The organism is Ancylobacter sp. TW_SC_1 (assembly GCF_056836805.1).
The window spans coordinates 1,902,465-1,919,341 of sequence record NZ_CM166365.1; the positions used below are offsets into that span (position 1 = coordinate 1,902,465).

Consider the following 16,877-nt stretch of genomic DNA (forward strand, 5'->3'; position numbering starts at 1 on the left):
GAAAGGAACGGTAAGGCGCCGCGCGCCGGCGCGCAATGCCGTTGCGCCCGTGACGGCCGCCGCCATCCACGCCGGAATGCCGGCGCCGGGTCTTGTCGGCGCCGCATTTGCGGTTTCCGCTAGGGTGGGTCGTCAATGTTGATTGGAGCCTTCGATGTCGACGCCGCGCGCGCCGATGCGCCTGCCGCCCGCCGCCATGCCGATGCTGGCCGCCCTGGCGGCGATCGCCAGCTTTCCGGCGCAGGCCGAATTCTATTTCCGGCCGTTCGGCGGGGTGTATGTCGAGCGCTATTACGAGCCGTTTCCGCCTGGCGGCTACTACCCGCCGCCGCCGGTCTACCGGACGCCCGGGCGCTTTCCCTTCGCCGACATCAATCCGATGCTGGGCTCCATGGGCATGACGGCAATTGGTCGCGCCCGCGTGGACGGCGATACCTATGTGGTCGACGCCACCGACCGCTCCGGCAGGCGCGTGCGCGTGCGCATCGACGCTTTCAACGGGCGCGTCATCGCCATGCATCCGGTCGGTCAGGCCCCTGTTGCCCGTCAGGCGCCACCGCCACTGCCTGCCGTTCCGCCGCTGCCGCCGGCGCGTCCCCCGGAGATCGCCACGGTGACGGCTCCCGCCCCCTCCGATCCGGCCGTGCCGGGCTCGTCCGGCGCGCCGGACATGGGGGCGGCTGCCAAGCCGGCGGCCGATCCCGCGCCGGCCGTTCCCGCGGCGGCCGTTCCCACTGCCGCTCCGACCCAGGCCGGGCCCGCCGATTCCCCCGCGGCCGGTGCGGCTCCGGCGGGGACGGCGGTGCGGGTCATTCCCGGCATAGCCGTGCCGCCCGGCACCGCGCCCGATGCGGACGCGCAGGCGCCCGCCGCCGGTACGCCGGGTGAGGAGACGCCGGCGGCGCAGGCCGAGACGTCTTCACCCAGGAGCGGTCCCGAGGCCCAAACCAGCGTGCCGCCGCCCGCCGTCGCACCGCCTGCCGTCGGCAGCGGAACGGGAACCGGGACGGGAACGGGCAGCGACACCCCGGCCGGCACCGCCTCGGTCGTGGTGCGGGGAACCGGAAGCCCGCCGGCTCCGGCCGCGGAGTAGCCGGCGGACATCGCGCGCGGGCGACGGCAACAAAAAAGGGCGCCCCGGTGGTCCGGGGCGTCCTTCTCATGCGTCGGCAGGTGCGTGCCGGGCTCTCTATCCCACAGGGAGAGAGTGCCGGCCGCCGGCCTTCACGCGGCCTTCGCCGTCGTCTTCGCCTCGATCGTGCGGGGCGTGGCAGCACCGGCGGCGATCGGAATCGTGCGGGGCTTCATCGCCTCGGGAATTTCACGCACGAGGTCGACATGCAGCAGGCCGTTGGCAAGGTTGGCGCCGCGGACCTCGACATGGTCGGCGAGCTGGAAGCGGCGCTCGAAGGCGCGCGCGGCAATGCCCTGATAGAGCACTTCGCCGGACTTGGCGGAGGTGTCGACCTTGCGGTCGCCACGGATGGAGAGGCCGTTTTCCTTCACCTCGATGGTGAGGTCGTCCTCGGTGAAGCCCGCTACCGCGACGGTGATACGGTAGGAATTCTCGCCGGTCCGCTCGATATTGTAGGGCGGATAGGTGGTGCCGGTCTCGACATTGTTGACCTGGTCGAGCAGGGAGAACAGCCGGTCGAAGCCGACAGTCGAGCGGTGCAGGGGGGTAAGATCAAACGTACGCATGGCATATCCTCACGTTAAGCGACATGCAGGGGCCAGGGTCCTCTCATCTGAGCCGGACCCGGTTCGTGTACCGCCATCCGGCCGGTACGACTTCGAGATAGGCATGGCTTTGCTCTGCGCAAGGGGAGGGGCGGCAGATGTCGCGACGTCGGCCGGGGCCGAAGATGAACGGAAAATGAACGACCGGCTCGGTCGACGTTCAGTGCACTGTTCTTAAGGAAATGAAGGTTCGATACTCGCCGGATTCGAAGGACGGTGTTGCGTGATGGCGCGAGCATCGGCGGTGCTGATCGTCGCTATGGGACTGCTGCTGGGCCAGCTCCCGCCCGGGTCGCCGGGCGGGACGGCGGCGTTCGCGCAGAATTACCGTCCGGCGCCGGGGCCCTATACGCCCAATCCGGGCCCCTACGCCCCCTATGACGCGCCACCCGCCCCGCGCGGCGGCGGAGGCGGCCAGATGGACGCGGACGCGGCGGTGCGCATGCTGTCCGGGCGGGGCTTCTCCAAGATATCGGTGATCCGCCGGCGGGGCGCGACTATCCTTCTGGAGGCTAACGGCCCGCGCGGGGAGCGGGTGCAGGTGGTGGTCGACGGGGTTTCGGGCGCCATCAGCGGCATGAAGGTGATCGGCTTCGGCGACAAGCGCTACTGATGCCGGCGGCGCGCGCGCCCCTTCGCACGCCCCTTGTGGCGCCTGCCTTCGATGCCGCTTGCGCCTTGTGGAGCGGCGCGGCTCCGGTATAAGCCGCAGGATCGACCGTCAACGCCCGCCGGAACATGCCGCTCGAAATGATCCTCCACAGTACCAAGGACAACCCCGTGCCCGAGGGCGCGGTATGCGGCGCCGTGACGACCTCGGACGGCGTGCGGCTGCGCTTTGCCCGCTGGCGGCCGGAGAACGGCATGTGCCTCGGCACGGTCTGCGTGTTTCCCGGCCGGACCGAGAAGATCGAGAAATATTTCGAGACGGTGCGCGATCTCCGGCGCCGCCATTTTGCCGTTGCCGCGCTCGACTGGCGCGGGCAGGGCGGTTCGCAGCGGCTGCTCGCCAACCCCATGAAGGGGCATGTGGGGAATTTCGCCGAGTATCAGCGCGATCTCGGTGCCTTCATGCAGCAGGCGGTGCTGCCGGACATGCCTGGACCGCATTTCACCCTTGCCCATTCGATGGGGGCGTCGATCCTGCTCGACCACGCCCGGCGCGGCGGGCATTTCTTCGCGCGCATGTTCCTTGTCGCGCCGATGCTGGACCTGTCGCTGGTCAAGCACGACGTCGCGGCGCGCCGGCTGGCACGCTTCCTGGCGCGGCTCGGCCTTTCGAAAGCCTATGTGCCGACGCGGCGCATGAAGCCGCTGCACGAGGTGCATTTCGACGGCAACCGGCTGACCTCCGACCGCGCCCGCTTCGCGCGCAACCTGACCATCAACATGGAGCAGCCGCAGCTCGATGTCGGCCCGCCGACCATCGGCTGGGTGAAGGCGGCCTTCGACCTGATGGAGACCCTCGCCGACCCCGCCTCCGCGCGGGCGATCCGCCAGCCGCTGCTGATGGTCGGGGCGGGGGCGGACAGTATCGTGTCCACCCCGAGCATCGAGTATCTCGGCACGCGGCTGATCGCCGGCGCGCATGTGGTGATCCCCGGTGCGCGGCATGAACTGCTGCAGGAGCGCGACGTCTTCCGCGAGCCGCTGCTGGCGGCCTTCGATGCCTTCATCCCGGGCAGCGGCGCGGCGGCCTGATCAGCCGCCGTTGAGCACTCTCAGCGCCGCGTCGTGGACGCGGCGGTCGCCCGAGGCGACGACGCGGCCGCCGGAAAGATCCGGGCCGCCTTCCCAATTGGTGACGATGCCGCCCGCGCCCGCGACGATCGGCACCAGCGGCACGATGTCGAAGTCGTTGAGATTGGTCTCGATGACGAGGTCGACATGGCCGGCGGCGAGCATGCAATAGGCGTAGCAGTCGCCGCCATAGCGCGGCAGGCGAACGCGCTTCTCGACCTCGGTGTAGAGCGCGCGGTTGTCCAGATCCATCAGCAGCGGGCTCGTGGTCATCAGCACCGCCTCGCCCAGGCTGGCGCAGGGGCGCACGGCGAGGCGCCGCTCGCCCGCCGGCCCGCGATAGCGCGCCTGCGCGCCGTCGCCATAGAAGCGCTCGCGGATGAAGGGCTGGTGCATCATGCCGTAGACCGGCTGGCCCTGCCGGCACAGGCCGATCAGCGTTCCCCAGGCCGGCATGCCGCAGATGAACGACTTCGTGCCGTCGATCGGGTCGAGCACCCACACGAAATCGGCGTCGATGCCGTCATCGGGGAATTCCTCGCCGCGCACGCCATGGCTGGGGAAGGTGCGGCGGATAAGGGTCCGCATGGCCTGCTCGGCGGCGCGGTCGGCGGCGGTGACGGGGTCGAAGGCCGCGCCCCGGCTCTTGTCCTCGACGCCGAGCGCGGTGCGGAAGAAGGGCAGGATGGCCTGGCCCGAGACCGTGGCGAGTTCATGCACGAAACTCTCGAAGTCCACCGCACTCATCGGCCACGCTCCTGTCGGCTGCCACCCGCCGGCGCACGGTGCCGGTCGGGCCAACGCATATCGGGCGCGGGCGGGCTCGGCAATCGCCACGGCGCCGCTTCGCGCCTGTCGCGTGCGGCGCAGATGCGCGTATCGCTGAGGGGCGCCCGTCAGTTCGCCCCGCGCTCCGCGCATGGCTGCTATTCCAGCAAGTCCAAGAAATGAGCAATCAGGGTCGTTGCTATCGGGAAGCGAAGCTGCCATATTATTGCAGCGCGGTAAGGCGATTGGCGTTGCCCTACCGCCGCCCTCCTTGGGCGTTTCCTCCCTAGACTTGGGCCGCTCCGGCAACGTGAGCGGCCCCTTTCTTTTTCGCCAATAGATTGAAATTAAAGGCTGTTTCGAACGAGCTGCGGCGCGTTGGCTTCGTCGCGCCGGCGTGTCGCCCGGCTCTGATCGCCTCGGCGTTCCCGCGTGGCGGGTGGCCAGGACATCGACAGGGCTTCGCACATCAATGGCGCGTGACAAGCGCGAATGTCATCATTTGAGCGCCTGCGACCAATTGTCGGTTTCGTTTCTTTCGTATCGTGCTTGCCAAGTGTGCGTCGCAGCGTTATGAATGTTGCGTTGCGGTAGCGCGATTGGCGTTGCGCCACCGCCGCCCTCCTTGGGCGTTTCCTCCCTAGACTTGGGCCGCTGCGGCAACGCGAGCGGCCCCTTTCTTTTTCAGCCCTTTGGTTTCGGAATGGACGGCGGCGCTCGCGGTATTCGCGTTGCGCGACGTACGTCACCGTGCGTGCGTGACAGGCGCGTCGCCGGGCGGGAGCGATACGCGGGAGCGGGAGACGGGACCGGCCCCCAGGGCCGATGCACGTGGCCTCGGGCGCGGCGTCAGGCGATGTCGGGCGGCATCGTTGTCGCGAAGGCGGGGGAGGGCCGTCGATCCGGCGTGGGCTGGAGCCTTTTTCGCGAACCTTGATCGAACGTCGCGCCTGGAAAATGCGTCGACGGGTCGACGAGGACGTACTTCAGGCGTCGCCGGTCTGCGCCGGCCTGCGCCGGCCGCGCAATCCCGCGCCATCGGCGCTCGCGAGTCGGCGCCCGGCAAATTCCGGCGATAGGTCAAATCCAGGGCTCGAAACGCAAAACGGGCGTTGACGTGTCGCGACCCCCCGGCCGACCCGTCAACGCCCGTCAAGGCGGAAGCCGCCTTTGCCGGTGCCTTGGCACCGCCGTTTGCGACATTAATGCCACAACGGAAGCTCATTTGTATTTGGTATGCCAGAAAATGCCGGTGCTGCCTTGATTATTCCGCAATGCACCTACATCTTGCACTCGTACGCAGCGATTGGCGTCGCTCCGTACAGCCCTCCTTGGGCGTTTCCTCCCTAGACTTGGGCCGCTTGCGCACTGCGTAAGCGGCCTCTTTCTTTTGCGCTGGACCGAAAATGCGCCCGCCGTGGCTTTGCCATCTTGCGTGGTCGTCTTCGCTATGTGTCCAACCGCTCTCAAGGGGCGGCCTGATCACCGGGGCCGACATCTCCCTCCCGCTTTATCTGCGGTCAAACCCGAACAATCGGAAAGGGAACTGTCAGCCCGGAACCGAGCGTGCAGAATTGGTATAGGTCGCATGTCCAAAATGCAAGGCTCTTATGCGGTTTTTTGCATCACCCCATCAATTTTCCGCGGGGTACCGGTTAAGTATTTGATAAAATAGAGTTATTCGGCCGCCGTGCGGATGGGCGCGAGTTCCAGATGGGCGATGCGGGACAGCGCCAGCGCCATGTCGAGCAGGTCGCTACGCACAATTTCGAAGCTGTCGGACGGCTGATAAGTAGCCTCATGCATATAAAGCGCGCGGTTGATCTCGATCTGGACCGCGTGCATGCCGGAGGCCGGATTGCCATAATGCTCGGTGATGAAGCCGCCGGCATAGGGCTTGTTGCGCGCCACCGAATAGCCGCGCCGGCGCAGCTCGGCTTCCATGATGTCGGGGATGATCGGAGCGCAGCTGGTGCCGTAGCGGTCGCCGAGCACGATGTCGATGCGCGAATCGCGCTGGCAGCCGGACGGCATCGAATGGCAGTCGACGAGCACCGCGATGCCGAAGGTGCGCTGCATCTGGACCATCAGCTGGCGCAGCGTGCGGTGATACGGCTTGTAGAGGGTCTCTATGCGCGAGATGGCGTCATCCACCGGAATCCGGCGGCCATAGATTTCCTGCGCCTCGCCGACGATGCGGGCGATGGTGCCGAGGCCGCCGGCGACGCGCATCGAGCGCGTATTGGCGTAGGCCGGCAGGCGCCCGTCGAACATGCGCGGGTCGAGCTCGTAGGGTTCGCGGTTGACGTCGAGATAGCAGCGCGGGAAGTGCGCCCGCATGAACCCCATGCCCAGACGCGTCACGTCGTGGAACAGCGTGTCGACCAGCGTGTCTTCCGAGCGGCGCAGGATCGGCAGATCGAGCCGCGACTGCTCCACGAAGTCCCTTGGATAGACGATTCCACTATGGGGCGAGTTGAAGAGGAGCGGCGCGTTGAGGGTCGCCGGCTGCACAATCTCGAATGCCGGATCGATCGTGTCAGCTAAGACGGCCATCATTCCTCAATCCGCTCCTCGCGCCGGGTATCTCTCAGACGGCGAGACGTCGTGCACGCCCTTCACCGAATTCTCTAACATGCGGGCCTGCGGGGCGGAATGCGGGCGCGCAGCGTCGGTGACCGTTTCATGAACACGTAAGTGCGAGGCTGCTCCCGCCAGGATGCGTGCGCGAAGCCTCCGGCGTTCACGATGTGCTAAGAGGCGCCGGGGTACCCAAGTGAAACGTGCATGCGGCCGGAGCCTCGCCGCCGATTCAGGGGAATTGGCGCGGGGCGGCCGCTTCAAGGAATCAGGATGCCCGGGATGCTCAAGATCCTGCTCGCCGAAGACGATACCGACATGCGCCGCTTTCTGGTCAAGGCGCTCCAGAATGCGGGCTACGAGGTCGTGGACTTCGACAATGGCCGATCGGCCTATGACCGGCTGCGCGAGGAGCCGTTCGAACTGCTGCTCACCGATATCGTGATGCCGGAGATGGATGGAATCGAGCTGGCGCGCCGCGCCACCGAGCTCGATCCGGACATCAAGGTGATGTTCATCACCGGCTTCGCGGCCGTGGCGCTGAACGCCGACAGCCAGGCCCCCAAGGACGCCAAGGTGCTGTCGAAGCCCTTCCACCTGCGCGATCTCGTCAATGAGGTCGGCAAGATGCTGGCGGCCTGAACGCGGATCGGCGGCGTCATCCACAGCCGTCATTCCCCGGCTTGCGCCGGCGCGGGGTTCCCGATATAGGGGAGCCCCGCTCGCAAGAGACCACGGAATGGGCGCGTAGCTCAGCGGGAGAGCACCTCGTTGACATCGAGGGGGTCACAGGTTCAATCCCTGTCGCGCCCACCATTCCTTTCCGGTTCAACCGCGACGCCGCGCCTGGCGACCAACGCCGCGCCGGACGACATCCAAGCCATCCTCTTCACCATTTCGCGGGTCACAGACGCCGGTGGACGGCGTGCGCCATCCCGCGCCCCGAAAAACGGATGGCGTCAGGCCGTCTGTCTGTCGGGCGAGGCGCAGGCGAGATAGGTGGTGACCTCCGCGGCCGGCATCGGCCGGGCGAACAGGTAGCCTTGGGCGAGCTCGCAGCCGAGCTGCCGCAGCTGCAGATACTGCTCCTCCGTCTCCACGCCCTCGGCCAGCGTCGCGACGCCGAGGCCCTGGCCGAGATTCACGATCGAGCGGACGATCTTCATCTGCTTGTCGTTGTCGAGGAAGCTCTGGATGAAGCGACGGTCGATCTTGATCTTGTCGAACGGGATGTTGGCGAGCTGCGCGAGGCTCGAATAGCCGGTGCCGAAATCGTCGAGCGCGATACGCACGCCCGCCGCGCGCAGCCGCTCCAATGCCGTCACCGCACGGTCGAGTTCCTCCACGACCGCGGTCTCGGTGATCTCGATGGAGACCCGCTTCGGCGGGAGGCCGGTTTCCCGAAGAACGGTGAGGATGCGTTCGGTGAGCCAGACGTCGGTGAGCTGAAGCGGCGAGACGTTGAACGAGAGCATGATATGGGTCGGCCAGCTCAACGCCTGGAGGCAGGCCTTGCGCAGCACTCCCGTGGACAGGTCGCTGATCAGCCCGGCGCGTTCGGCGATGGCGACGAAGACATCGGGAGGGACAATCAGGCCGTCCGGCCGCGTCCAGCGGGCCAGCGCCTCGAAGCCGTAGACGGAGCGATCCGCGAGCCGGACCAGCGGCTGGAAATGGACATCGATCCGGTCCGCGGCGATGGCCTCGCGCAGCATGCTCTCCAGTTCCAGCCGCCCGGCCAGCTCGTGGCCGAGTTCCGGCGTGTAGGCGCAGTGCTGGTTGCGCCCGCGGCGCTTGGCTTCCCCCAAGGCGAGGTCGGCATGGGCGATCGCCGCCTTGATCTGGTCGGGCGCGGCGATGGCGGCCGATCCCATGCAGACGGCGACCTCCACCGCCACGTCGTTGATCTCCGAGGGTAGGCGCAGCAGCGCGATGATCTTCTGAGCCAGCTGGCCCATCTCTTCCGAATGATCCTCCGTGACGATGATGAGGAATTCGTCGCCGCCGGTACGTGCCACGATGTCGTCGGGGAAGGCGTTGCGAAGGCGGTCGGCCACCGTCCGCAGCAGAAGGTCGCCGCCCTTGTGCCCGGCAAGATCGTTCACGCGCTTGAAGTCGTGGAGGTCGATGGCGAAAACCGCCTTGAGCTGCTGCACGCGCATGAGCGTGGGCAGGCGCTCCTCCACGAAATGGCGGTTCGCGAGGCCCGTCAGTATGTCGTGAAAGGCCAGGAATTCCGCGCGCTTTTCGGCGATCGTGCGGCGCGCGATTTCCGCCCGGAGGTCGAAGATGCGCCGCAGCCCGTAGATGAAACCGCAGATCCCTATCACCTGCAGGGCCAGAATGGCTTCGTCGACGGCATACTCGTCGCCGAACAGGAATGTGCCGTGAAGCGATTTATGAAGATCGAAATAGAGGGCGAGCACGAAACCGACGCCGCCGACCAACGCGAAGATCAGGGCATCCTTGACCGCCTTGTTCATTCTTCACACCCGGTTCGCTCGCCAGACAAATCCACGCCGCTTCCGGGACTGCGGTTTCTGTCGACACTGTGCGGGCAGGATGCGACGCGAAAGCGGAGTGTGGCAAGCCATATGATGTCCCGTCTGGCGCTACCGGCGCGGGCCGAAGCCGTGGATGCGCCGTGAACATTCGGACGATGCCTGGAGGAGACGAGCTTCCTGGCATAAAGGTTTCACGATACCGTATATCGTATTGTTCGACAGGGCGGCGAGAGGCCGTCGGCGCATCGATTTCCCTCTGGATTCCACGAAGAAGGGATGCCGCCTGAGCATTGTCGAGCCGATGCCTAGGTCGATCGGCCGGGCTCGACCAGCAGGTCGTTGGATTGTGCCCACCAGTTGAACGCATTCGCCGCCTCGATCATCTCCTCCGTGCTGTGCGCCCCCTGCAGGCGACGGATCATTCCCTCATAATCGCCGCGGGGGTGGGGATGGGTCTCGGCGAAGGCGAGGGCCTCGTCCAGCGTGGCGATCGCAACACCGGCGGCGCCGTCGCGCAATTTCAGCGGCGGCGTCAGGGCGGGGGGATTCGATTTCACGTTCATAGCCCTCCTACGATCTGCCCGGCGGAAAGTTCCATCGGCGACGGTGCATTTTATCGCGTCCGAGAGGAAGCATTATCCCGTCCACCCGAAAGTACCTCTTTTGTAGTTCGGGGAACGATCCCGATTCCTGGGCGTTGTCGTTTCGATCAACCCCCATGGGAGGTAATCATGATGAAGAAGAGCAGAAATGTTACCGCAAGCATTGCTGGGCTGGCCGCCGTGACGATGCTTCTGGGCGCGGTGCCTGCCGTGGCGACGTCGGTGGGTCCGCGCGACGGGCAGCGCGTCGGCGACAGCGTGGACCGCAATCAGGTGCGCGAGCACGAACGCATCCGCAAGCAGCAGGTCCGCCAGACCCGGGATACGCCGCTGTACAGGCCGTTCTTCGCCCCGCTCTATGAGGGCAGCAACTCGCCCTGGCAGCGGATGAAGCGCAGCTTCGACTGAGGTGCATTCCGATGCACCCCCCAGTCCGGATCTTGAACTTGGCGCCCTTCGGGGCGCCTTTTTTGTTTCAGCTGCAGTTGCTGCCCGGCGGCAATGGCTCGGGCTTGCCCCAGCCGTTCGAGGGAAGGTTTGCGTAGGGTTCGGCGAAATACTGCCGGATGACCTCGAAGCGGCTCGGCACCGTGTCGTCCGGCCGGTCATAGGTGAGGACCCAGAAGAAATTGTAGTTGCTGTTGGGCCAGGTCTTCGGCACCCCGCCGGGCACGCCCTTTATCTTGTCGAGGTTGAGAAGCTGGCGCAGCGTCGCCTGTTGCCCGGCAAACTCCCGTTCCAGCGCCGCGCTGGCGATATGGAAGTGCTCCCACACCATGACCACCGTCTTGCCGTGCCAGCGCGGATTGCTGAGCAGGTCGTGCGCCACGCGGCGATTCTCGGCGTTCAGCAGCGCGTTGAAATGGCGATCATTGCGGATCGGCACGAGCATGAGCGGATTGGTCTTGATGGGCAGGTCCCAGGCGCGGGCGATCGGCCGCGCGGTTTCCAGCGTGTGCAGCGTCATGGCGAGGATCGCGTCCGGCGGCTGGCTGCGCAGCAGGCTCATCGGGCTGGTCGGGTTGAGATACTGGGCGGCCAGCGCACGGGCGCGTTCCCTGCCGATGTCGCACAGGCTGAGCGCATTGTGCTTCTCGCCATGACGCAGCAGCACGATGCGCCGCGGCGCCGCCTCCGCCAGCGCGGTTCCCAGACAGATCAACCCGGCGAGCATGGCCAGAAACCGGCGCCGCGACGTGATCCTCAATGCCGTCAATGTCTCCCCCTGCGATGTCTGCGACGCCCGCCAATTGCGCGCGTGACGGTTGATAGCGTGCCGGCCCGCACGATATCACTGCCACGACACATTACCTCCGGAGTGATCATGCTGCGCCGTTTCGATCGTCTCGCCTTCGTGCCCCGCTCTCCCGAGGCTTCCGCCGCCGCGTTCGGCAATCTCCCGCAATGGGACCTGTCGGACCTCTATCCCGCGCTCGACGCGCCGGAGCTTCACGCCGATCTCGCAAGCGTCGCCGCCGAGTCGGCGCATTTCGAGGAGGCCTACAAGGGCAAGCTCGCCGGCATTCTCGACGCGCCGGACGCGGGCGGGCAGATGGCGGCGGTCGTCGCGCGCTACGAGAAGATCGAGGACCTGCTGGGCCGGCTCTATTCCTATGCCGGGCTGGTCTATTCCGGTGACACCACCGATCCGGTGCGCGCCAAGTTCTACGGCGACGTGCAGGAGAAGCTGACCGACGCCTCGACGCATCTTCTGTTCTTCACGCTGGAGCTCAACCGGCTCGACGACGCCAAGATGGAGGCGGCGCTGGCCGTTCCGGCCTTCGGCAAGTACCGCCCCTGGATCGAGGATGTGCGGGCCGAGAAGCCCTACCAGCTCGAGGACCGCATCGAGCAGCTCTTCCACGAGAAGGGCGTGACGGGACGCGGCGCGTGGAACCGGCTGTTCGACGAGACCATCGCCGGGCTGCGCTTCGACGTGGCCGGCGAGATCCTGCCGTTGGAGCAGACGCTGAACTTCCTCGCCGAGTCCGACGAGGAGAAGCGCAAGATCGGCGCCGAGGCGCTGGCCAAGGTGTTCGGCGAGAATCTGCGCCTGTTCACCCTCGTAACCAACACGCTCGCCAAGGACAAGGAAATCTCCGACCGCTGGCGCGGCTTCGAGGACATCGCGGATTCGCGCCATCTCGCCAACCGCGTCGAGCGCGAGGTGGTCGACGCGCTGGTCTCCTCCGTGCACGCCGCCTATCCGCGCCTGGCGCACCGCTACTACAAGCTGAAGGCCAAGTGGTTCGGCAAGGAGAAGCTGGAATACTGGGACCGCAACGCGCCGCTGCCCAAGGTCGAGACCCGTCCCATCGGCTGGGACGAGGCGCGCGACACCGTGCTCGGCGCCTATTCCACCTTCTCCCCGCGCATGGCCGACATCGCCCGCGACTTCTTCGACAAGAGCTGGATCGACGCCGGCGTGCGGCCGGGCAAGGCCACCGGCGCCTTCGCCCACCCCACCGTGCCCTCGGCGCACCCCTATGTGCTGCTCAACTACATGGGCAAGCCGCGCGACGTGATGACGCTCGCCCATGAGCTCGGCCACGGCGTGCACCAGGTGCTGGCCGCGCCCAACGGCGCGCTGATGGCGCCGACCCCGCTCACCCTGGCCGAGACGGCGTCGGTGTTCGGCGAGATGCTGACCTTCCGCCGGCTGCTGGCGGCGGCGCCGGATGCGCGCGCGCGCAAGGCGATGCTGGCCTCGAAGGTCGAGGACATGATCAACACGGTGGTGCGCCAGATCGCCTTCTACACCTTCGAGCGGCGCATCCACACCGAGCGCAAGAACGGCGAGCTGACCGCCGAGCGCATCTGCAAGATCTGGATGGAGGTGCAGGCCGAGAGCCTCGGCGAGGCCATTCATTTCGGGCCGGGCTACGAGAATTACTGGGTCTATATCGGCCACTTCATCCATTCGCCGTTCTATGTCTACGCCTACGCCTTCGGCGACTGCCTGGTGAACTCGCTCTACGCGGTCTACGAGAACGCCTCGGAGGGCTTCGCCGAGCGCTACCTCGCCATGCTGGCGGCGGGTGGCACCAAGCATCACTCCGAGCTGCTCAAGCCCTTCGGCCTCGATGCGCGCGACCCGGCCTTCTGGCAGACCGGCCTCAACCTGATCGAGCGCATGATCGCCGAGCTGGAGGCGATGGAAGAGGCCTGAGGCTAGAGCGGCGCGCCGGTCCGCCGGCGCGCCGGATCGCCCGACATCCTCACGCCCTGCAGGCTCCAGGACGGCGGCGCGCCGAAGGTGCGGCGGAAGTCGTGCGTGAAGTGCGCCTGGTCGCAGAAGCCGGCGGCGTGCGCGGCGTGGGTGAGGTTGCTGCCCCCCGCCACCGCGGCGATGGCCGCGCGCATGCGCGTCCAGGCGCGGTAGCGCCGATAGGGCACGCCGACCTCGCGCGTGAACAGATGCTGGAAATGGTGCGGCGACAGCCCGGCCGCGACACAGGCGGCGGCGACGCCGCCGGGGGCGTCGTCCGGCGTCGCCTCCAGCAGCGCGAGCGTCCGCGCGATCCGCGGGTCCATGGCCCGTCGTGCCCGTGGCGCGGCGACGCCCAGCAGGTCGTCGAGCGCCGCCCCGGCCCAGGCGACGCTGCGGGCGTCCTCCCAGAGCTGCCGCATCAGCCCGATCTCCCCGCCCGTGCCGACCAGCGCGCCGTCGACCTCGTCGGCCGAGGTGGTGAGGGCGGCGAGCGTGCCGGCGCCTTCCAGCGTCGGCTCGATATAGAGCACGGCGATCGGGTTGCCGCCGATGTCGAGCTCATGCACCACGCCGGCCGGGATCATCGCGGTGCGGCAGGTCCGCCAGGGGCCGCCGGCGAGGCGCAGGCGAAAGCTCTCATAGAGACCCGCGAGGAAGACCGGCGCGCCGTGCTGGTGCGGCGCGTTGTAGGTCAGCGGGCCGATGAAGCAGGTCCGGCGGGCGTCGAGATGCCAGAGCGGGCCCAGAGCGACGGCGCCCGGCGCGCGGGGAGGGGCGCTCGGCGCAGGTTCGTACAGCGGCGCGCCCGGCGCACGTTCGTACAAGCGGCCCGGCGGGGCCATGGCTAGCCTCCTCGGAGGTGCGCTCGCGACAGGGCACCCAGTTGAACATGAAAGAGGCCCGCCGCGAAGCGGGTCCCCGGAGGAGACCGCCATGCCGTCCGTCACCCGTCCCCGTCATCCGCGCCCGGCCCATTGGCTCTCCCGCCGTCAGGCGCTGGCCGCCGCCGCCGGTCTGCTCGCCGCGCCGGCCCTGCTGAGGAGCGCGCCCGCCTTTGCCGCCGCTCCCGCGCTCGGCCCCTCGCCGCAGAATTTCCAGCGTTTCCGCCTCGGGGCCTTCGAGGTCACGAGCCTGCTCGACGCCAGCGCGATGATCGACGGGCCGTGGCCGATCGTCGGCGAGAACCGTCCGGCCACCGAGGTCGAGGCGCTCATGCAGGCCAACCTCCTGCCCGAGAAGCGCTTCCGCCCCGGCTTCTCGCCGACCCTCGTCAATACCGGCCGGGAACTGGTGCTGTTCGATGCGGGCAATGGCGAGCAGGGCTTCGTGCCGCCGCCCGCCGGCGGCTGGCTGGTCGGCTCGCTCGAAGCCGCCGGCTATACGCCCGATCAGGTGGACGTGGTGGTGCTGACCCATGCCCATCCCGACCATGTCGGCGGATTGATCACCGGCGGCAAGCCGGCCTTCCCCAAGGCGCGCTACGTCATCGGCGCGACGGAGTTCGACTTCTGGAAAAGCGACCGCCCGCTCGCCGCGCCGAAGGAGAGCAACGAGTACCGCTCCGGCGTGATGTTCCGTTCGCATGTCCTGCCGCTCGCCGACCGCACGAGCTTCGTCGCCACCGATGGCGAGGTGCTGCCGGGCATCCGCGCGGTCGAGGCCCATGGCCACACGCCGGGCCATCTCGCCTTCCATGTCGAGAGCGAGGGCCGGCGGCTGCTGGTCTGGGGCGACTGCGCCCATCACGAGGTCGCCTCGCTGGCGCGCCCGGACTGGCACGCCCTGTTCGACCAGGACAAGGAGACCGGCGCCGCCACCCGCCGGAAGATCTACGACATGGTCGCGACCGACCGCGTCGCCGTCGCGGCCTACCACACCTCCTTCCCGTCGGTCGGCTATGTCGAGCGGCGCGGCGACGGCTATCGCTGGCTGCCTGTCAGCTACCAGCTCGATTTCTAGCCCGCCCGATGCCGTCCCCCGGACGGCCGGCGGCCGCTCCGGGATCGCGTGCCGATCATCGCACGTCGATCGCGGCCCTCCGGCCGCGCCTGCGGACGGCGACGACGGGGCAATGGAAGACCGCCGTGGCGGATCGCGACAGCGGTACTGGCGAAAAGTTGGGCTGACGGGGAGGTTGCACGCGTTCTAAGCTGGCGAGGCTCGGGCCCTTTGCCCGCGCCTTCCAGCCGAGCGTGATCCGATGAACGTCTCCCCCCCGTCTGCCATCCCCGCTGCCGCCGCCGATCCCTTCGCCCACACGCCCTATGACGGCTCGCGCAAGGCGTTCTCCGTCGGCCTCGCACCGCTCGATCTCGACCACTGGATCGAACCGGACCCCAAGCTCGCCGCCACGCTCGCCGAGCGCGAGGCGCTGATCCGCGACAAGCGCGATCTGGTGGTGCGCGAGGAGCCGGGCACGCGCGCGGCCCAGCGCGAGGCGCTCGAGCTGATCGTTGCCCATGTCACCGTGCGCTATCCCGATCTCTACCGGCTGGAGGGGCGGCGCCTCACCGTCGTGCCGACTGGCCGCAGCTTCGACCTCGATGACGAGAGCGAGGCGCCGCTGGTCGTCGCCGGCCATCTCGTCTCCGACGACCTGGTCATCCTGACCCGCGGCGAGGAGGGCTATCGCCTCGTCGCCGCCGTGCTCTGCTTCCCCTCCGCGTGGTCGCTGGCGGAAAAATTCGGCCAGTCGCTCGACCGGCTGCACGAGGCGGTGCCGGGCTATCCCTCCAAGCTCGCCAAGGTGATGAACCGCATCTTCGAGAACCTGAAGGTGGAACAGCCGGTCTGGCGGGTGAACTGGTCGATCTACCCGGACGACGAGCTGCATCATCCCGAATCCAAGGAGCGCCCGCGGCACTGGTTCGAGGACCCCGCTAACCTCGCGCCGGAGGCCTTCGTGCGCGTCGAGCGCCAGGTGCTGCGGCGCATGCCGGTGAGCGGCGACATGCTGTTCTCCCTGCGCATCCATGTCGATCCGTTCAGCGCCTTCCGCCGCCACCCCGAGGGCAAGGCGCTCGCCGCCTCGCTGCGCGAGCAGATCCTCGGCCTGGATCCGGAGCAGCTCGCCTACAAGGCGCTGACCGAGCACCGCGACGCCATCGCTTCCGTGCTGGAGCGTATCGCCGCCGGCGAATAGAGTGGCCGGAATGTCGTGGGGGAGGTGCCGGTGGTTTTCTGGGTTCCGTTGATCGCGTGGGCCGCCGCGCTCGTCGTCGCCATCGTGATGGTGCTGCGCGGGCCACGCCCGATCACCCCACGGGGGATCGTCGACCAGCTGCTGCGGTACATTCTCGCCTTTCCCGTCGGCCTCATGGGGTTGTGGGCGTTCATGGGGCACGTCTTCTTTGCCGATCAGGCGGCGGCCTCGATCGGCTGGGCGCCGAGCCCGTTCCAGTTCGAGGTCGGCATGGCCAATCTCGGCATCGGCCTTGCCGGGCTGATCGGCGCGTTCTTCGGCTCGCCCGGCTACCGGGCGGCGGTGGGCGTCGTGGCGCTCGGCTTCCTCGGGGGCGCCGGCGTCGGCCATGCGGTCCAGATCGAGGAGACGGGAAACCTCGCCGCCGGCAATGCCGGGCCGATCTTCTACACCGACTTCCTCACCCCGCTCGCCGTGCTCGGTCTCCTGCTGATCCAGCGCCTGTTCCTGCGCGTACCGGCAACGTGATCGCCGCGCCTGCGGGCGAGAGGTTGCGTGCCGGCCGGCGCGCGCTAACTGACAGGCAACGC

Annotated in this window: 16 protein-coding genes and 1 tRNA gene; 10 read left to right on the top strand and 7 right to left on the bottom strand. The window is 67.8% G+C overall.

Going from position 1 to position 16,877, the window contains the following annotated elements; translation table 11 throughout:
- The first annotated feature begins 154 nt into the window (after positions 1 to 154).
- Positions 155 to 1,093, top strand: a complete 939-nt coding sequence (locus AC1PZ7_RS08735) for a hypothetical protein (protein WP_482359084.1) — start codon at positions 155 to 157, stop codon at positions 1,091 to 1,093.
- A 131-nt stretch (positions 1,094 to 1,224) separates the two neighbouring features.
- Here AC1PZ7_RS08735 and AC1PZ7_RS08740 read toward each other — a convergent pair whose 3' ends face one another.
- Complete coding sequence (locus AC1PZ7_RS08740) at positions 1,225 to 1,701, bottom strand: Hsp20 family protein (RefSeq protein WP_482359085.1); 477 nt, start codon at positions 1,699 to 1,701, stop codon at positions 1,225 to 1,227.
- 265 nt (positions 1,702 to 1,966) lie between these two features.
- Between AC1PZ7_RS08740 and AC1PZ7_RS08745 the strand changes: the two genes are divergently transcribed.
- Both AC1PZ7_RS08745 and AC1PZ7_RS08750 read left to right on the top strand, forming a co-directional pair.
- Entirely contained in the window at positions 1,967 to 2,353 is a 387-nt protein-coding gene (locus tag AC1PZ7_RS08745; protein ID WP_482359086.1) for a hypothetical protein, read from the top strand.
- A gap of 137 nt (positions 2,354 to 2,490) precedes the next feature.
- Positions 2,491 to 3,441 carry an alpha/beta fold hydrolase gene (locus AC1PZ7_RS08750; RefSeq protein WP_482359087.1) on the top strand — a complete coding sequence of 317 codons (951 nt, stop codon included), beginning with the start codon at positions 2,491 to 2,493 and terminating at the stop codon, positions 3,439 to 3,441.
- Here the strand turns inward: AC1PZ7_RS08750 and hisN are convergent, their stop codons facing one another.
- Positions 3,442 to 4,227 (bottom strand): histidinol-phosphatase, encoded by a 786-nt coding sequence (hisN, locus tag AC1PZ7_RS08755; RefSeq protein ID WP_482359088.1) that lies wholly within the window; start codon positions 4,225 to 4,227, stop codon positions 3,442 to 3,444. It lies immediately after the preceding gene.
- Positions 4,228 to 5,925: 1,698 nt separating this feature from the next.
- A complete protein-coding gene (locus tag AC1PZ7_RS08760; protein WP_482359089.1) occupies positions 5,926 to 6,807 on the bottom strand; it encodes an N-formylglutamate amidohydrolase in 882 nt (293 codons plus the stop codon).
- A 303-nt stretch (positions 6,808 to 7,110) separates the two neighbouring features.
- On the opposite strand from AC1PZ7_RS08760, the gene cpdR reads away from it, so the two are divergent.
- Positions 7,111 to 7,470, top strand: coding sequence for a cell cycle two-component system response regulator CpdR (cpdR, locus tag AC1PZ7_RS08765; RefSeq protein WP_482359090.1), 360 nt, complete (start codon positions 7,111 to 7,113; stop codon positions 7,468 to 7,470).
- A gap of 99 nt (positions 7,471 to 7,569) precedes the next feature.
- Positions 7,570 to 7,644: transfer RNA gene (locus AC1PZ7_RS08770), tRNA-Val, on the top strand.
- Between the two features lie 143 nt (positions 7,645 to 7,787).
- Here the strand turns inward: AC1PZ7_RS08770 and AC1PZ7_RS08775 are convergent.
- Both AC1PZ7_RS08775 and AC1PZ7_RS08780 read right to left on the bottom strand, forming a co-directional pair.
- The gene (locus tag AC1PZ7_RS08775; RefSeq protein ID WP_482359091.1) at positions 7,788 to 9,311 is read right to left on the bottom strand and encodes a putative bifunctional diguanylate cyclase/phosphodiesterase; all 1,524 of its coding nucleotides are present in this window, start codon (positions 9,309 to 9,311) and stop codon (positions 7,788 to 7,790) included.
- Between the two features lie 326 nt (positions 9,312 to 9,637).
- Positions 9,638 to 9,889 carry a hypothetical protein gene (locus AC1PZ7_RS08780; protein WP_482359092.1) on the bottom strand — a complete coding sequence of 84 codons (252 nt, stop codon included), beginning with the start codon at positions 9,887 to 9,889 and terminating at the stop codon, positions 9,638 to 9,640.
- Positions 9,890 to 10,063: 174 nt separating this feature from the next.
- On the opposite strand from AC1PZ7_RS08780, the gene AC1PZ7_RS08785 reads away from it, so the two are divergent.
- A complete protein-coding gene (locus AC1PZ7_RS08785) occupies positions 10,064 to 10,342 on the top strand; it encodes a hypothetical protein (protein WP_482359093.1) in 279 nt (92 codons plus the stop codon).
- A gap of 67 nt (positions 10,343 to 10,409) precedes the next feature.
- Here AC1PZ7_RS08785 and AC1PZ7_RS08790 read toward each other — a convergent pair whose 3' ends face one another.
- Complete coding sequence (locus AC1PZ7_RS08790) at positions 10,410 to 11,108, bottom strand: histidine phosphatase family protein (protein ID WP_482359094.1); 699 nt, start codon at positions 11,106 to 11,108, stop codon at positions 10,410 to 10,412.
- 150 nt (positions 11,109 to 11,258) lie between these two features.
- On the opposite strand from AC1PZ7_RS08790, the gene AC1PZ7_RS08795 reads away from it, so the two are divergent.
- Positions 11,259 to 13,103 (top strand): M3 family oligoendopeptidase, encoded by a 1,845-nt coding sequence (locus AC1PZ7_RS08795; RefSeq protein ID WP_482359095.1) that lies wholly within the window; start codon positions 11,259 to 11,261, stop codon positions 13,101 to 13,103.
- A 2-nt stretch (positions 13,104 to 13,105) separates the two neighbouring features.
- Here the strand turns inward: AC1PZ7_RS08795 and AC1PZ7_RS08800 are convergent, their stop codons facing one another.
- Entirely contained in the window at positions 13,106 to 13,987 is an 882-nt protein-coding gene (locus tag AC1PZ7_RS08800) for a helix-turn-helix transcriptional regulator (protein ID WP_482359096.1), read from the bottom strand.
- Positions 13,988 to 14,078: 91 nt separating this feature from the next.
- On the opposite strand from AC1PZ7_RS08800, the gene AC1PZ7_RS08805 reads away from it, so the two are divergent.
- The 3 genes from AC1PZ7_RS08805 (at position 14,079) to AC1PZ7_RS08815 (ending at position 16,815) form a co-directional block, all read left to right on the top strand.
- Complete coding sequence (locus tag AC1PZ7_RS08805; protein WP_482359097.1) at positions 14,079 to 15,104, top strand: MBL fold metallo-hydrolase; 1,026 nt, start codon at positions 14,079 to 14,081, stop codon at positions 15,102 to 15,104.
- A 241-nt stretch (positions 15,105 to 15,345) separates the two neighbouring features.
- A complete protein-coding gene (locus AC1PZ7_RS08810) occupies positions 15,346 to 16,287 on the top strand; it encodes a heme-dependent oxidative N-demethylase family protein (RefSeq protein WP_482359098.1) in 942 nt (313 codons plus the stop codon).
- Positions 16,288 to 16,317: 30 nt separating this feature from the next.
- The gene (locus tag AC1PZ7_RS08815; protein ID WP_482359099.1) at positions 16,318 to 16,815 is read left to right on the top strand and encodes a DUF6790 family protein; all 498 of its coding nucleotides are present in this window, start codon (positions 16,318 to 16,320) and stop codon (positions 16,813 to 16,815) included.
- Positions 16,816 to 16,877: the final 62 nt, after the last annotated feature.

Bases quoted from the DNA above. Each gene is read 5' to 3' on its own strand.
- AC1PZ7_RS08775 (WP_482359091.1), bottom strand. From the start codon at position 9,311: ATGAACAAGGCGGTCAAGGATGCCCTGATCTTCGCGTTGGTCGGCGGC.
- AC1PZ7_RS08795 (WP_482359095.1), top strand. From the start codon at position 11,259: ATGCTGCGCCGTTTCGATCGTCTCGCCTTCGTGCCCCGCTCTCCCGAG.
- AC1PZ7_RS08735 (WP_482359084.1), top strand. From the start codon at position 155: ATGTCGACGCCGCGCGCGCCGATGCGCCTGCCGCCCGCCGCCATGCCG.
- AC1PZ7_RS08785 (WP_482359093.1), top strand. From the start codon at position 10,064: ATGATGAAGAAGAGCAGAAATGTTACCGCAAGCATTGCTGGGCTGGCC.
- AC1PZ7_RS08790 (WP_482359094.1), bottom strand. From the start codon at position 11,108: ATGCTCGCCGGGTTGATCTGTCTGGGAACCGCGCTGGCGGAGGCGGCG.
- AC1PZ7_RS08745 (WP_482359086.1), top strand. From the start codon at position 1,967: ATGGCGCGAGCATCGGCGGTGCTGATCGTCGCTATGGGACTGCTGCTG.
- AC1PZ7_RS08760 (WP_482359089.1), bottom strand. From the start codon at position 6,807: ATGATGGCCGTCTTAGCTGACACGATCGATCCGGCATTCGAGATTGTG.
- AC1PZ7_RS08810 (WP_482359098.1), top strand. From the start codon at position 15,346: ATGAACGTCTCCCCCCCGTCTGCCATCCCCGCTGCCGCCGCCGATCCC.
- AC1PZ7_RS08800 (WP_482359096.1), bottom strand. From the start codon at position 13,987: ATGGCCCCGCCGGGCCGCTTGTACGAACGTGCGCCGGGCGCGCCGCTG.
- hisN (WP_482359088.1), bottom strand. From the start codon at position 4,227: ATGAGTGCGGTGGACTTCGAGAGTTTCGTGCATGAACTCGCCACGGTC.
- AC1PZ7_RS08805 (WP_482359097.1), top strand. From the start codon at position 14,079: ATGCCGTCCGTCACCCGTCCCCGTCATCCGCGCCCGGCCCATTGGCTC.
- cpdR (WP_482359090.1), top strand. From the start codon at position 7,111: ATGCTCAAGATCCTGCTCGCCGAAGACGATACCGACATGCGCCGCTTT.
- AC1PZ7_RS08740 (WP_482359085.1), bottom strand. From the start codon at position 1,701: ATGCGTACGTTTGATCTTACCCCCCTGCACCGCTCGACTGTCGGCTTC.
- AC1PZ7_RS08750 (WP_482359087.1), top strand. From the start codon at position 2,491: ATGATCCTCCACAGTACCAAGGACAACCCCGTGCCCGAGGGCGCGGTA.